The sequence below is a fragment of the Hoeflea sp. YIM 152468 genome, from assembly GCF_029210485.1.
Taxonomy (GTDB): domain Bacteria; phylum Pseudomonadota; class Alphaproteobacteria; order Rhizobiales; family Rhizobiaceae; genus Hoeflea.
This window is the reverse complement of record NZ_JARGET010000019.1, coordinates 147,740-161,537: the sequence shown is the minus strand read 5'-3', so window position 1 is coordinate 161,537 and position 13,798 is coordinate 147,740. Positions and strand designations below refer to the sequence as shown.

Genomic DNA, 13,798 nt, shown 5'->3' with positions numbered 1-13,798 from the left:
GCTCATGCGGGTCGCAGCTGCGCCTATACTTCAGTCTGCGTGTTGTCAGTTGGGTTTGGCCACCGGAAACCGCTCCTTGAGCAGTTTTTGAACCGAGTCTGCACCAATCGGCGGGCCAAACAGGAAACTCTGGCCATAGTCGCACCCCATCTCGGACAGCCTGACCGCATCAGCTTCGGTGGCAACGCCTTCGGCAACCACCTGCATCTCCAGCATCTTGGCCAGGGTAACGATTGAACGGATCAGAATGCCGCCCTTGTCCGAAGGGTCGATCACCAGCGACTTGTCGATCTTGATGGTCTTGAACGGGAACCGCGTCAGATAGGCCAGCGACGAATGGCCGGTGCCAAAATCATCAAGCGTCAGCCCGATTCCGGCATCGGCAAGCCGCTGCAGGGTCATCAGCGCCTGTTGCGGATTGTGCATCACCAGGGTTTCAGTCAGTTCGAGCCGGAAATGCTGCGGGTTGCCCTGGCTGGCAGATATCATTTTGATCACATCGTTGCACAGATCGCTCTTGAGCAATTGCGCACTCGAAAGATTGACCGACATGAACACCGGAATTTCGCCAATCGCCTGCCGCCACTGCGACAGGTCTTCCGCCGCCTTCTTGAGCGAATACATGCCGAGTTCGAGGATCAGGTCGGAAGCCTCCGCCACCGGAATGAATTCCGACGGAGGAACCGTGCCGCGTTTCGGATCCTCCCAGCGCAGCAGGGCTTCAAAGCCGGCGATCTCGGCATCCTTCAACTCGACAATCGGCTGATAGACCAGGGTAAGCTCGTTGCGCTCGACCGCGCGCCGCAAATCGCTCTCCAGTCTTTGCCGGTCCGATCCCACGGTTCGAAATGCCGGGCGGAAAGGTTCGATCCTGTTGCCGCCGAACCGTTTGGCCTGATACATCGCCAGCTCGGCGTCCTTCATCAGATCGTCGGGGACAGCGTTGTTTTCCACCCAGGTGAGGAGGCCGATGGAGGCGGTGAGACGTATTTCCTGTCCGGCAAAATCAATCGGCGCCGAGATCGCTTTGGAAATCGCTTCAGCCAGCGCTGCCACCTTGGTCGCGTCCTGTTCCGAGACAAGCACCAGTCCGAATTGGTCGCCGGAAATGCGCGCAAGCGTGTCCTGCGGCTTGAGCAGCCGCTTGAGGCGGCGCGTGATCGCCAGAAGGATGGTGTCGCCCACCGACATCCCGAGTTTGTCGTTGACCTGCTTGAACCGGTCGAGATCGATCATGAACACGCTGGGGCGAATGTCCGAGTTGAGTTCGGCCACGTTGATCATGGTCTGCAGCCGGTCGCGGAACAATTGCCGGTTCGGCAGTCCGGTCAGGTTGTCGTGCACCGCATTGTGCAGCAACCGGTCTTCGGAGGACTTCTGTTCGGTGACGTCAATGACGGTGCCGACACAGCGAATGACTTCACCATTCGACCCCAGCACCGGACGCGCTCTGAGCGCCATCCAATGATAGTGCCCATCCTCGGCGCGCATCCGGAACTGGTGATTGAGACGGCCCTTCTTGTGCTCAAGCAACACATCAAGCGTCGTGCGAAACCGGTCGCGGTCATCGGCATGAATGCGCGGCAACCAGTTGCGGGCCGGGCCCGCCAGCGAACCCGGTGACAACCCCAATTGCGGCGACAGGTCGGGAGAGGTGATGACACGGTCGCGGGTCACGTCCCAGTCCCAGACAGTATCACCCGAGCCCGCCAGCGCCATTGCCTGTCGCTCCATGTCGGAAAACAGACCCTGATGATAGGCACCGCCGGCAAAGGCATGCTGCATCACCGTAAACCCCATCAACAGCACGATCAGCACCAGACCGCCGCCCAGTGCGGGCTGTACGATGTCGTTGGCCAGTTGTCCGGTCACGGTTAACCAGGCCCCAAACAGCCAGCACAGGATGAGTGCCCAGGTCGGGATCAGCATCACAGCCCTGTCGTAGCGGTTGAACCCGAGATAGGTGATCAGCGCCACACCGGCGAGAGCTGTGGCGGAAAACGAAATTCGTGCGATTCCCGAGGCAATCGGCGGGTCATAGATCGCCACGGCGAAAAGCCCGCCCAGTCCCAGGATCCAGGCGACCGTCACATAGGACAGGTTGGTGTGCCAGCGATTGAGATTGAGATAGGTGAACAGGAAGACTACGAGCCCGGTCGCCAGCAGAACTTCGGTCCCCGATCGCCAGATCCGCTCGTCGCCGGGCGTCACGCTGATGAGTTTGGACAGAAAGCCGAAATCGACCGAAACATAGGCCAGCACCGCCCAGGCCAGCGCCGCAGTCGCCGGAAGCATCGACGTGCCCTTGACGACGAACAGGATGGTGAGGAAGACCGCCAGCAGCCCGGCAATGCCCAGCACGATGCCGCGGTAAAGCGTATAGGCGTTGACGGTGTCCTTGTAGGCGTCGGGTTCCCACAAATAGATTTGCGGCAGTTCCGGCGCAGCCAGTTCAGCCACGAAGGTAATGACGGTTCCGGGGTTGAGCGTAATGCGGAAGACGTCGTCTTCACTGCTTTCGACACGGTCGAGGGCGAAGCCTTCGCTGGGGGTAATGCCGAGAATGCGGGCTGAGCCGAGATCAGGCCACAAAATGCCTGACCCGACAAGCCTGAAATGCGGCGCGACAATCAAGCGGTCGATCTGCTCTTCGGTAACATTGGCCAGAGCGAAGACGGCCCAGTCCCCCGAATGTTGCGGCGAACTCGCCCGCACCTCGATGCGCCGGACGATGCCATCCGCGCCCGCAGCGGTGGAAACCTGGAAGGCTTCGCCGCGGCGCTTGTAGATTTCTGTCGTTGCCGTCAGATCAAGCGCCGTGTCGTCACGGTTGATCTTGACCGGTTCGATGGCCTGGGCGGCCGGGACGAAGGCCAGCAGGGTGCAGATGACGACCAGGCCGAAGACGGCCGCAGCACGATCAAGCGCCAGGGCACGCAAGTGCCTGATAGAACTGAAACGGGAACTCTGCTTCATCCGCCGGAACCGGATCCTTTCACGCGCCTCGACTGCCAGTCCTCGGCAATCAGCGCGTAGAGCAAGTGGTCACGCCATGCGCCGTTGATTTTCAGGTAGCCGTTCAAGTATCCCTCACGCCGAAACCCGGCCTTTTCAAGGAGCCGCTGGCTTCTTTGATTATTCGGAATACAGGCCGCCTCTATTCGGTGCAACCGCATCCTGCCAAACACATGGGGAAGGAGGCTGTTGAGCGCGTCGCTCATCAGGCCTTTACCTGCATGTTGCTCTCCCATCCAGTAGCCAAGCGAGCAGCATTCGGCCACGCCGCGCCGGATCGAGCCGAGCGTCACGCCGCCGACAAGCCGGCCATTGGATTTGTGACAGACGAACAAGGGCAGCGCCACGCCTGCGCTCCGGTCAGCATCGTAGCGGCGGATCCGATACCTGAATGCCGCGCGCGTCAGGTCGTCCTCGGACCAGAGCGGTTCCCAGGGTTCCAGAAATGCCTTGCTTGCAGAGCGCAACTGGCTCCATTCGGCATAATCACCGATGACCGGTGTGCGGAGATAGGTCTTGTGCCCCTCGATCCGGAACTCTTCCTGGGTCCGGGTGCGGAAGCGAAACACCGGAGGCGCCATTGCAGGGGTATTCCTTGAATTTACTCGGCAGCAGCGGTTCGTCCGCCGTGCTGGCCAAGTGTCTGAGCCATGTCCGAGATCGAAAGCAGATTGTCCACTGGTCCGATCGCCGACACCGTGATCGGCGTGTCGAAAAACAGCCGGCCCGCCAGTTCGGAAAGCCGTTGCGGTGTCAGATTGGCCAGTCGTTCCATCAGTTCTTCATTGCTGACTGGGCGGCCGAACAGCAACATCTGGCGCGCAATCTGGCTGGCGCGCGCAGCCGGACTTTCCTGCGCCATCAACAGTCCAGACCGGACTTGCGCCCGCGACCGGTTGATTTCCTGCTCCTCGACACCGTCGGCAGTTTTTGCCAGTTCGGACAGGATCACCGGAACAAGCTCGGCAAGGTCCTCCGCACCGGTGGCGGCGTGAACCCCGAACAGGCCTGAATCGGAAAAGCCCCAGTGAAAGGCGTAGACCGAATAGCAAAGGCCGCGCTTTTCCCGGACCTCCTGAAACAGCCGCGATGACATGCTGCCGCCAAGGATATTGGCAAGCAATTGCGAGCAGTAGAAATCCCGGACCTGGAAGGCCCGGCCTTCAAGGCCGATCAGCACTTGCGCGTCCATGAGGTCGCGCTTCTCCCGATAGTCGCCGCCAGTGTATTTCGCCGTCGGAATGGCGCGCAACTGCGCACCGGTCGGCTTGATGGACTGACCGAAGCGGTCGTCAATGAGCTTGACGAATTCCTCATGATCGACCGCACCCGCGGCCACCACAACGATGCGGTCTCCCGTATAATGACGTGCAAGATAGCTGCGGACCTGGTCAGGGGTGAAAGCCTTGACCGTTTCGGGCGTGCCCAGAATGGCCCGGCCAATGGTCTGATCCTTGAAAGCCGCTTCTGTGAACCGGTCATAGACGACATCGTCAGGCGTGTCGTTTGCCGCCCCGATTTCCTGCAGGATGACGTTCTTCTCGCGGGCGAGCTCGTCTTCGTCGATCACCGAATTGGTTAGAATGTCATGCAGGATGTCCACCGCCACAGGGACGTGATCCCGGAGAACCCGGGCGTAGTAGGACGTGGTTTCTGTTGAAGTCGCGGCATTGAGTTCGCCGCCGACATTTTCGATCTCCTCGGCGATCTGGCGCGCCGTGCGCTTGTGGGTTCCCTTGAACGCCATATGTTCAAGCAGATGTGCGATGCCATGTTCTTCAGCGGTCTCGTCGCGGGAGCCGGATTTCACCCAGACCCCGAGAGCCACGCTCTCAAGATGTGGCATTGTCTCGGTGACAACGGTGACGCCGTTGTTCAGACGTGTTGTTCTGACTGTCATATTGTCACTTTCCCCGGTCCATTGTGGCCCGTGTCAATGACAGGATATGGGCTTCCACCGCGTCCTGTTCATTCGGCACTGTGCTGAACCGTTCCTCCCGTTTCATCAGGTCAGAGAGCCACGACGGGAGCGCGGGGTCAATACCACAGGCTTGTTTTACGGCGTCCGGAAACTTGGCCGGATGCGCGGTTGCGAGCGTAATCATCGGTGCGGATGGCTTTTCCATCCGGGCGGCGACGTGAACGCCGACCGCGGTGTGTGGATCAAGAACATACCCGGTTTTTGCCTGAACCTCACGAATGACGGCCTTGACCTGGCTTTCGCTGGCCCGGCCCGCCCGGAATTCCTTGCGAATGGCCTTGAGCGCCGGCGCGGCAATATCGAAGGCGCCCGATTGCTTGAGACTGGACATGGCGCGGCGCACGGCTTCGGGATCACGGGCATTGGCGTCAAACAGCAACCGCTCGAAATTCGACGAGATCTGGATGTCCATGGATGGTGACGTGGTCGGACTGACGCCACGCATCTCGTAGCGGCCGGATTTGAGCGCACGCGCCAGGATGTCGTTCTGGTTGGTGGCAATCACCAGCTTGTCGATCGGCAGGCCCATGCGCTTGGCGCAATAGCCCGCAAAAACATCACCGAAATTGCCGGTCGGAACTGAAAACGAGACCTTCCGGTCCGGGGCGCCAAGTGAAACCGCGGAGGTGAAATAATAGACGATCTGGGCCATGATCCGTGCCCAATTGATCGAATTGACGCCCGAGAGGCGCACCTGATCGCGGAAGGCGACATGGTTGAACATGGATTTGACCAGATCCTGGCAATCGTCAAAATTGCCCTTGAGCGCCATCGCATGCACATTGGCCGCCTTTGAGGTGGTCATCTGCCGCTGCTGCACCGGTGAAACCCTGCCTTCGGGAAACAGGATGAAAATATCGGTCCGGTCGCGTCCGGCAAAGGCTTCGATTGCGGCCCCTCCAGTGTCGCCGGATGTGGCGCCGACGATTGTGGCACGCTCGCCGCGTTCGGCCAGCACATGGTCCATAAGCCGGGCGATGAGTTGCATCGCCACATCCTTGAAGGCCAGAGTCGGGCCATGAAACAGCTCGAGCACGAAGGCGTTTGCACCGCTTTGCACCAGCGGAACGACAGCCGGATGGCAAAAGCCCGCATAGGCCTCGTCGATCATTGTGCGCAGGGCGCCGGGCTCAATTTCACCGGAAGTGAACGGCTGAATCACGCGGAAGGCTATCTCCTGATAGCTCTGTCCGCGCATTGCCCGGATCTCCTTGCGTGTGATGGAAGGCCACTCGCGCGGGACATAAAGACCGCCGTCGCGGGCGAGGCCGGCCAGGAGCGCATCGTTAAATCCCAGTGCGGGTGCATCGCCTCGTGTCGAAATATAGTCCACAGACATGTTCTCCGGTGGTGGACGCGGATCGCGCAAGATGAGATAACGCCGGTCGATTTCCCGCCGCGCGGCTGATATAGACCATGGGCGGTCGTCATGCAAAGGCCACATGTCTGTTACAGGCAATGTCCATTGCTTTGGGTGAATGAAGGTAGGTACATCGTGTCACAAATATTGTTGCGTTTCGCCCCGGTCATGTTGTGTGCCGGCCTGATTGCAGGCTGTACCTCTGCCGATCCGCGTGCTGTTCTCAACCCCGGTGCAAGCAATCAGCAGGCGCCGATTGATCCCGTCACCGGCTCAGAGGTGGTTCAGGGGGCTTGCCCGGCTGTCACACTGCGCGAAGGTACGGCCTACTACACCTCCTACGCCAAGGGTGGTGATGGTGATGCGTCAAAAGTCATTTATCAGTCTTCGATAGCTGACACCACTCGGCAATGCCGGATCAGCGGCGACCAGATGACCGTGACGGTCGTCATCTCCGGCCGGGTCGTCACCGGACCTGCAGCCAAGTCGGGGGAAGTCAATCTGCCGATCCGTGTCGCGGTCCTCGAAGGCGAGAACGTGCTGTACTCGGAACTGCAGACCCAACCTGTGGCGGTGACCGCCGGCGGGCCGGCCGCGCAGTTCATCTTCACCAACGCGACGGTCAGTTTCCCCGCCAGCGCGTCGGCCTCGGCCAAGCTCTATGCCGGCTTTGATCCAGGGCCGTACAACACGCCCTGATCTCGCCGTCACGATCCCTTGCCAGGCCGATGACCGTCGGATGCCGGGTCAGAGCAGCTCAGACCAGCCTGCCAGGGCTTTGACGGTCGCTGGAAGATCGGCCATGCGGTGAATGACGGTTTCCGCGCCGGCTTCGGTCAGCGCGTCGGCATGGCCGGGATAGCTGTGCGAGCCGCCGGTAAAGCCGACCACACGCATGCCCGCAGCAGTCGCGGCCTCGATCCCGTGCACCGAATCCTCGATCACCAGAACATTGGCCGGATCGGCGTCAAATTGCCCGGCGCCGTGAAGGAAGACATCCGGCGCCGGCTTGGTGCGGCCTTCGCCGACATCCTTGGCCGAGTAGATGTGATCGCCGAACAGCCGGTCGATCCCGGTGCGGGCGAGCATCGCCTTGAGCCGGTGCCCGGACGAGTTGGAGCAGATGCAGCGCGGTCCGGCAATGCGCGCGATTGCCGCCGCCGCCCCGTCGATGGCCACAACTTCGGCTGCCAGTTTCTTGTCAAGCAGCGCCTCGGATGCATCCAGCAGAGTGGCTGAAAACGGGATGCTGGCCTCGCGTTCGACTTCAAACAGAATGTCTTTCCATGTCAGCCCGGCAAAGCGCTCGGCCAGTTCTTCAGCACTGATCGGATATCCGGCATCGGTGAGAAGCTTCGATTCCACCTGCGAGGCGATGACTTCACTGTCGACCAGCACGCCGTCGCAATCAAATATGATGAGGTCGAAACCAGACATGAACATGTTCCTGTATTGCACGGCCGATAGGAGGGGGAGGTTGCTCCGGACCTATAGCATGGCGGCGTGACAGGCAAGTGATCGGTGGAGGTGCGAAACCATGATGACGGGCGCAGGAGTGGCCCTGGGCCTGCGAGTTGCTGTTTCGATTGGCGGAATTTCGTTTTGCGCTGACGGTGCGGTCTCGTTCACCAGATGTTTACCCTGTTCGGTAACCATGATGCCCAGTTGTTGCGTTCTGTAATGTGAGTATCAAATGGCCCGATCTGTTTCGCTTTCCGGAATTTCTGCCGTCAATGCCACGCGCCAATCCTGGCTCGACACCATCATCAAGGGTGATTGTGTGGCTGCACTTGAAGCGCTTCCCTCCAATTCCGTCGATGTCATCTTCGCCGATCCCCCCTACAATCTGCAGCTTGGCGGCGACCTTGCCCGCCCGGACCAGTCGATGGTGGATGCGGTCAACGACCACTGGGACCAGTTTGACAGCTTTGCCGCCTATGACGCCTTCACCCGCGCCTGGCTGATGGCCTGCCGCCGGGTGCTCAAGCCAAACGGCACCATCTGGGTCATCGGCTCGTACCACAATATTTTCCGGGTCGGCACACAGCTTCAGGATATCGGCTTCTGGCTGCTCAACGATGTTGTCTGGCGCAAGACCAACCCGATGCCGAATTTCCGCGGCCGCCGTTTCCAGAATGCCCATGAGACCATGATCTGGGCTTCGCGCGACCAGAATGCCAAGAGCTACACTTTCAATTACGAAGCCATGAAGGCATCCAACGACGATGTGCAGATGCGCTCGGACTGGCTGTTTCCGATCTGCACCGGGGCAGAGCGCCTCAAGGGTGCGGACGGCAAGAAAATCCATCCGACCCAGAAGCCCGAAGCGCTTCTGGCCCGCGTGCTGATGGCGTCGTCGAGGCCCGGCGATGTTGTGCTCGATCCGTTCTTCGGGTCCGGCACCACGGGGGCTGTTGCCCGCCGTCTCGGCCGTCACTTTGTCGGCATCGAGCGCGAACAGGACTACATTGATGCGGCGCGTGCCCGGATCGACGCGGTCGAGCCGCTGGGCAAGAACGAACTCACCGTTCTGACCGGCAAGCGCGCCGAGCCCCGTGTCGCCTTCAATGTGCTGATCGAGGCCGGATACGTCAAACCGGGCGATGTGCTGCACGATGCCAAGCGCAAGCACCAGGCCATCGTCCGGGCTGACGGTACGCTGGTCGCCAACGGCCAGGCCGGTTCGATCCACAAGGTCGGCGCCGTGGTGCAGGGGTTTGACGCCTGCAACGGCTGGACCTTCTGGCATGTCGAAACGCCGGACGGTCTCAAACTGATTGACGATTTCCGGGCAACCATCCGTTTGGAGATGGCGCGCGCCGGCTAATTCGCAAACCAGATCCGGCGGGCGTCAAGTACCTTCAGTCACCGCCGGCCATGCAGCGCCCGGGATGTGTTTCACATCCCGGGCGCTCGTCTTTGGCGAGCACGGCAAGCCCAGTCGAGATCGGAGAGGCCGATCGCCAGACGCAGTCGCCAGTTTCAGGCTGCCCGGTGAATTCCGTTTTGAACCAAAGCCGTTCCCGAACGTTTTCACAGGCAAGCCCCCGCTTGCACAACCAGCGCCGCAGGATACGCGGATTCAAAAGGAGATTGTGGCATGGGCGAAATGATCGACAAGACCATGGCTGCCGGTAACAAGGCCGCCGGAGCTGCCAAAGATGCTGTCGGCAAGGCAACCGACAACAAGAAACTCCAGGCCGAAGGCAAGGCGCAAAAGGCCAAAGGCGTAGCACAGCATGCGTCAGGTTCGGCCAAAGGTGCTGTGGGCAACAAGGTCTGATGCTCAGGCCTGAATAGTGGCCAATGGGCCGCGCCCCGCCTGGGGCGTGGCCTTTTCCCTTTTGCGGTGAGGTAGCCGATGAACTCGCAGACAGCTCTGACCACGTCCGACACCACGACGATAAAGCGCGTGCTGATCGGGATCTTCATCGTTCTGATGGCGCAGGTGTTGTTCGTCGCCCAGGATGTGGTCATGCCAATGGTGCTGGGTGTGCTGATTGCCCTGACCTTGAGACCGGTCGTGCGTTTTGCCGAAAAACGCGGCATTCCCTCGGGCATTTCCGCCGTGCTGATAATCCTGTTTCTCGCCGGTGGCCTCGGGTTCGGGGCCTATTCGCTGTCGGGACCGGTTACCGATCTGATTTCGTCAGCGCCCGAAACCGGGGTCAGGATCAGGGCGAAATTCGCCGAGTACCGCGATGAAATCGCCGCGGTGAAGGAAGCGAGCGAGCAGGTCGAGACATTGGCGCAAGGCGCCGATACACCTGCAACCCAGAAGGTGGTTGTCCAGCAACCGGCCTTGCTCACCGCCGCGGCATCCAATGCATTCAGCGGTCTCACCACCTTTGTGGTTGCCCTCATTCTCGCGTTGTTCCTGCTCTCCACCGGCACGCTTTTCTATGAGAAACTTGTCGGCATCCTGCCCTTGATGAGCGAGAAGAAGCGGGCATTGCGTGTCATCTATGACGTTGAACGGCAGGTGTCGCGTTATCTGTTTACCATCACCCTTATCAATGCGGGACTGGGCGCGGCAATCGGCACCAGCCTGTGGCTTTACGGCATGCCGAACCCCATCATGTGGGGCTGTATCGCGGCAATCTTGAACTTTCTGCCCTTTATCGGGGCTTGGGCAGGTGCGGCGGCGGTGGCCGCCACAGCGATGGTGGTCTACCCGACACTTGGAGCGGCATTGATGGCGCCCGCCATCTATTTTGGCCTCACCATGCTGGAAGGCAATTTCATAACCCCGATGATCGTGGGCCGCAGGCTTGAACTCAATATCGTGGCGGTGTTCTTGACCCTCACGGTCTGGGGCTGGATGTGGGGGCTGGTGGGAGCGCTGATGGCTGTGCCCATCTTGGTGGGCGTCAAGGTGCTGTGCGACAATTTTGAATCGATGAACGGTTTCGGTCAATTCCTCTCTGGCCGGCCGGTCACAGAGCACCCGGATGTCCCTGAGGAGGGCCGAACGGACTGACCAGCGAACGACGGAGGGAACCGATTGGTGTCTGGCGTGTTGTACAGACGAAATACAACAACGGAGGACATCTGTGCCATGGGACTTTCAACACTGCTTATCATTATCCTGGTGATTCTTCTGATCGGCGCGGTGCCATCCTGGCCGCATGCGCGCAACTGGGGCTACGGCCCGTCCGGCGTGTTGGGACTGGCGCTCTTGATCGTTGTGATTCTTGCCTTGATGGGCCGCTTGTAACCGGCAAGCCGCCGCCCGGCCGCGTCAGCGCTTGAGCACATGGGGCGCAACAAGGCTCGAAAAGAGGCCCGCCGCCAGTCAGCTGTGCATCTGATCTCACCGCTGTTCTGGTCAGATTGGCAGGAGAGCCGGTTGGCCATTGCGAACCATTGCCGCGCCAAGACCACAGGCATCCACATCGGTCATGCGGCCAGTCGCGCCCTGCGCCCGGCAGGTGCGGTCGATGCCGCCTGATCAGAAGGCCATCAACCGCGTCAGGTCGGCGCGCAGCTTGTCAGCTCCGGTAAACAGCACCGACTGCCACCCGGCGGCAATCGCGCCGTCGACATTCGCCTGGCTGTCATCGATGAACAGGCAGGCTGCGGGCTCGAGATCGAAACTCTTTGCATGAACCTCGTAGATTTCACGGTCCGGTTTGATCAACCGGATTTCGCCGGACACGGTCACGCCGCGCGGCACCTTGAGGAACGGATACATTTCGCGCGCCTGCTTGAACGTGTCGGCAGCAAAATTGGTCAGCATGGTGACGTCGCGGCCCTGCTGGATCAGATCGAGCATGATATCGACGCTGTCGTCATAGGAATGACTGACCATCTCGGGCCAATGGGTCCGGAATGCGCGGATCAGGTCAGCCTTGTCAGGGAACCGGTCGATCAGCAGGGCCTCGGCCTCGGCCCAGTCGCGTCCGCGATCCTGTTCCAGGTTCCAGTCATGGGTGCAGACCGTTTCGAAGAATTCTGCCCGTTCCGCCTCGTCCGGGATCAGCCGCCGGAACGGAATATTCGGATCGTAATGGATCAGCACCTTGCCGATATCGAAGACGATGTGCCGTATTGCGGGAGTCTCACTCATGGTTTGCCTTTTCTGAACCGGTCGGGGAAGGCGGCTTGAAGCACCTTTTTCATGACTGTGGGCAGCGCTTCGCCAGGGAGCGAATCGCCATCACTCCACCAGCCATCATGCTCGGGAGCTGAGATGACAACCGCATGAAAAATCTCAAGCCGCAATTCAAAATGTGTAAACACATGTGAAATCGCGCCCTTGCCATGCCAATCCGCCGCAAAGGGCGCTGCCGCGATGCCGGTCGCGCCGTCGGCACGCACCGTCCAGTTGGTTGTCGGGACCCCGGTCATGCCACCAAGCAGGCCGGTCTCGGGGCGCTTGACCAGAAGCACCGCCCCGTCGGCGCGTTCGGCCACGAAGGCCGCCCCCAGGCGAACCGGTTTTTCCTTCTTTGGCGGCTTGACCGGAAACTGTTCCTGCCGGCCCGACTGGCGCGCCTGGCACAGGTCCATGAGCGGGCACAGCGCGCAGGCCGGGCGTTTGGGGGTGCAAAGAGTAGCGCCCAGATCCATCAGCGCCTGGGCAAAATCGCCTGGCCGTTCGAGCGGCGTGGCCTCACCCACCAGCGGCCTGATTTGGGCCTTGGCAGCGGGAAGCGGCGTTGAAATTTCAAACAGCCGGGTAAACACCCGCTCGATATTGCCGTCGACAACCGCAGCCGGCCGGTCGAAGGCGATCGCCGCAATCGCCGCTGCGGTGTAGGGGCCGATGCCGGGCAGGGCGCGCAAGCCATCCTCGGTGTCGGGAAACTCGCCGCCATGCTCGCTCGCCACCACATCGGCGCAGCGCTTGAGATTGCGGGCGCGGGAATAATAGCCCAGACCCGCCCAGGCCTTCATCACATCCTCGATGTCGGCTGCAGCCAGATCGGTGACGCGGGGCCAGCGGCTTGCAAAAAAGGCAAAATAGGGTTTGACCGCCTGCACGGTGGTTTGCTGCAGCATGATTTCCGACAGCCAGATCCGGTACGGATCGGCGATCACGCCCTCGGCGCGCTGCGACGGGCTGATCCGCCAGGGCAAGACGCGGGCATGCCGGTCGTACCAGGCGAGAAGCCGTGGCGCGATGTCAGGCGGGATGGTGGAGGGCTTGGCAGATGACATTGAACTCATGCAAAGATAGGAAGGACTTGCATTTTGGCAACGCAGGCGCTTCCTGATGTGCTTGTGAGGGATCATGTCCTGCCGCCGCGTCCGGCGCAATCCGGTCCGGGCGCATTTCGGTGCATGAAGCCGCAGGCGGGTTGAAACCGGGTAGTAGCAAGGAGACAGAGGTGGCCAAGCCGTTCACCCGCAAGGGCGTTGTACAGATCGCCGAGATCGCCAACGGTCTGATCGACCCGATTCTGGCCAAGCGCGCCGGCATCAACACCTTGCTGCTGGGGTCCTGGGACGAAATTGCCGGGGAACAATTCGCCGGATGCTCGCGGCCCGAGCGGATTCGCTGGCCGCGCCAGGATGGCCCGGATGAAACCGGCGGCAGCTTTTCGCCGGGCCTGTTGACGGTTGCCTGCGAAGGCGCCCGCGCCTTGTTCCTGATGCATCAGGAGGCGGAGCTGATCTCCCGCGTCAACAGCTTCTTCGGTTTTCGGGCGATTTCGCAAATTCGCATCGTTCAGAAGCCGATCCATACGCCAAGCCGCAAGCCCGGTGCCCGCCCCTTGGATGCCGATGAAACAAACCGTCTTGCCGGAATGCTCGCCGACGTCGAGGACCCAAGACTGCGCGAAGCGCTGACGCGGCTGGGCGCAGGTGTGATCAGCCGCCGGCCGAAACGCCAGGACTGAAACCGGCCACATTCACGGCTCAGTGAACGTCTGGCACTTGTTTGGCCACATTTCACGTTATAGGACTTGGGGCAGAATGGTGTCGTCGGTCCAGAG

Annotated in this window: 13 protein-coding genes; 6 read left to right on the top strand and 7 right to left on the bottom strand. The window is 60.8% G+C overall.

Annotation, left to right across the window (positions count from 1 at the left end; genetic code table 11):
* Nucleotides 1-45: 45 nt before the first annotated feature.
* Genes PZ897_RS10290 through thrC form a run of 4 tightly spaced genes read right to left on the bottom strand, consistent with a single transcriptional unit; the run spans nt 46 to nt 6,335 of the window.
* Entirely contained in the window at nt 46-2,976 is a 2,931-nt protein-coding gene (locus PZ897_RS10290; protein ID WP_275752180.1) for an EAL domain-containing protein, read from the bottom strand.
* Nucleotides 2,973-3,596: a GNAT family protein gene (locus PZ897_RS10285; protein WP_275752179.1), complete on the bottom strand. Its 624-nt coding sequence runs from the start codon at nt 3,594-3,596 to the stop codon at nt 2,973-2,975. The genes PZ897_RS10290 and PZ897_RS10285 overlap by 4 nt, the downstream gene beginning before the upstream one ends.
* 20 nt (nt 3,597-3,616) lie before the next feature.
* The gene (locus tag PZ897_RS10280; RefSeq protein ID WP_275752178.1) at nt 3,617-4,915 is read right to left on the bottom strand and encodes a pitrilysin family protein; all 1,299 of its coding nucleotides are present in this window, start codon (nt 4,913-4,915) and stop codon (nt 3,617-3,619) included.
* Nucleotides 4,916-4,919: 4 nt separating this feature from the next.
* Nucleotides 4,920-6,335 carry a threonine synthase gene (thrC, locus tag PZ897_RS10275; RefSeq protein WP_275752177.1) on the bottom strand — a complete coding sequence of 472 codons (1,416 nt, stop codon included), beginning with the start codon at nt 6,333-6,335 and terminating at the stop codon, nt 4,920-4,922.
* A 156-nt stretch (nt 6,336-6,491) separates the two neighbouring features.
* Here thrC and PZ897_RS10270 point away from each other — a divergent pair, with 156 nt between their 5' ends.
* A complete protein-coding gene (locus PZ897_RS10270; protein WP_275752176.1) occupies nt 6,492-7,055 on the top strand; it encodes a hypothetical protein in 564 nt (187 codons plus the stop codon).
* Between the two features lie 48 nt (nt 7,056-7,103).
* Here PZ897_RS10270 and PZ897_RS10265 read toward each other — a convergent pair whose 3' ends face one another.
* Nucleotides 7,104-7,793, bottom strand: a complete 690-nt coding sequence (locus tag PZ897_RS10265; protein ID WP_275752175.1) for an HAD family phosphatase — start codon at nt 7,791-7,793, stop codon at nt 7,104-7,106.
* 256 nt (nt 7,794-8,049) lie between these two features.
* Between PZ897_RS10265 and PZ897_RS10260 the strand changes: the two genes are divergently transcribed.
* The 4 genes from PZ897_RS10260 to PZ897_RS10245 all read left to right on the top strand — a co-directional run bounded on the left by PZ897_RS10260 (nt 8,050) and on the right by PZ897_RS10245 (nt 11,073).
* On the top strand, nt 8,050-9,183 hold the full coding sequence (locus PZ897_RS10260) for a site-specific DNA-methyltransferase (protein ID WP_275752174.1): 1,134 nt from the start codon (nt 8,050-8,052) through the stop codon (nt 9,181-9,183).
* A 273-nt stretch (nt 9,184-9,456) separates the two neighbouring features.
* A complete protein-coding gene (locus PZ897_RS10255; protein WP_275752173.1) occupies nt 9,457-9,639 on the top strand; it encodes a CsbD family protein in 183 nt (60 codons plus the stop codon).
* A gap of 78 nt (nt 9,640-9,717) precedes the next feature.
* Nucleotides 9,718-10,836, top strand: a complete 1,119-nt coding sequence (locus PZ897_RS10250; protein ID WP_275752172.1) for an AI-2E family transporter — start codon at nt 9,718-9,720, stop codon at nt 10,834-10,836.
* Nucleotides 10,837-10,914: 78 nt separating this feature from the next.
* On the top strand, nt 10,915-11,073 hold the full coding sequence (locus PZ897_RS10245) for a DUF3309 domain-containing protein (RefSeq protein WP_275752171.1): 159 nt from the start codon (nt 10,915-10,917) through the stop codon (nt 11,071-11,073).
* Nucleotides 11,074-11,307: 234 nt separating this feature from the next.
* Here the strand turns inward: PZ897_RS10245 and PZ897_RS10240 are convergent, their stop codons facing one another.
* Both PZ897_RS10240 and mutY read right to left on the bottom strand, forming a co-directional pair.
* On the bottom strand, nt 11,308-11,925 hold the full coding sequence (locus tag PZ897_RS10240; RefSeq protein ID WP_275752170.1) for an HAD family phosphatase: 618 nt from the start codon (nt 11,923-11,925) through the stop codon (nt 11,308-11,310).
* Nucleotides 11,922-13,019 (bottom strand): A/G-specific adenine glycosylase, encoded by a 1,098-nt coding sequence (mutY, locus tag PZ897_RS10235; protein WP_275752169.1) that lies wholly within the window; start codon nt 13,017-13,019, stop codon nt 11,922-11,924. Before mutY ends, PZ897_RS10240 begins: the two co-directional genes overlap by 4 nt.
* 170 nt (nt 13,020-13,189) lie before the next feature.
* On the opposite strand from mutY, the gene PZ897_RS10230 reads away from it, so the two are divergent.
* Nucleotides 13,190-13,702 (top strand): DciA family protein, encoded by a 513-nt coding sequence (locus tag PZ897_RS10230; protein WP_275752168.1) that lies wholly within the window; start codon nt 13,190-13,192, stop codon nt 13,700-13,702.
* The last annotated feature ends 96 nt before the right edge of the window (nt 13,703-13,798 follow it).

Bases quoted from the DNA above. Each gene is read 5' to 3' on its own strand.
- PZ897_RS10280 (WP_275752178.1), bottom strand. From the start codon at position 4,915: ATGACAGTCAGAACAACACGTCTGAACAACGGCGTCACCGTTGTCACC.
- PZ897_RS10290 (WP_275752180.1), bottom strand. From the start codon at position 2,976: ATGAAGCAGAGTTCCCGTTTCAGTTCTATCAGGCACTTGCGTGCCCTG.
- PZ897_RS10265 (WP_275752175.1), bottom strand. From the start codon at position 7,793: ATGTCTGGTTTCGACCTCATCATATTTGATTGCGACGGCGTGCTGGTC.
- PZ897_RS10285 (WP_275752179.1), bottom strand. From the start codon at position 3,596: ATGGCGCCTCCGGTGTTTCGCTTCCGCACCCGGACCCAGGAAGAGTTC.
- PZ897_RS10260 (WP_275752174.1), top strand. From the start codon at position 8,050: ATGGCCCGATCTGTTTCGCTTTCCGGAATTTCTGCCGTCAATGCCACG.
- mutY (WP_275752169.1), bottom strand. From the start codon at position 13,019: ATGTCATCTGCCAAGCCCTCCACCATCCCGCCTGACATCGCGCCACGG.
- PZ897_RS10255 (WP_275752173.1), top strand. From the start codon at position 9,457: ATGGGCGAAATGATCGACAAGACCATGGCTGCCGGTAACAAGGCCGCC.
- PZ897_RS10240 (WP_275752170.1), bottom strand. From the start codon at position 11,925: ATGAGTGAGACTCCCGCAATACGGCACATCGTCTTCGATATCGGCAAG.
- PZ897_RS10250 (WP_275752172.1), top strand. From the start codon at position 9,718: ATGAACTCGCAGACAGCTCTGACCACGTCCGACACCACGACGATAAAG.
- PZ897_RS10245 (WP_275752171.1), top strand. From the start codon at position 10,915: ATGGGACTTTCAACACTGCTTATCATTATCCTGGTGATTCTTCTGATC.
- thrC (WP_275752177.1), bottom strand. From the start codon at position 6,335: ATGTCTGTGGACTATATTTCGACACGAGGCGATGCACCCGCACTGGGA.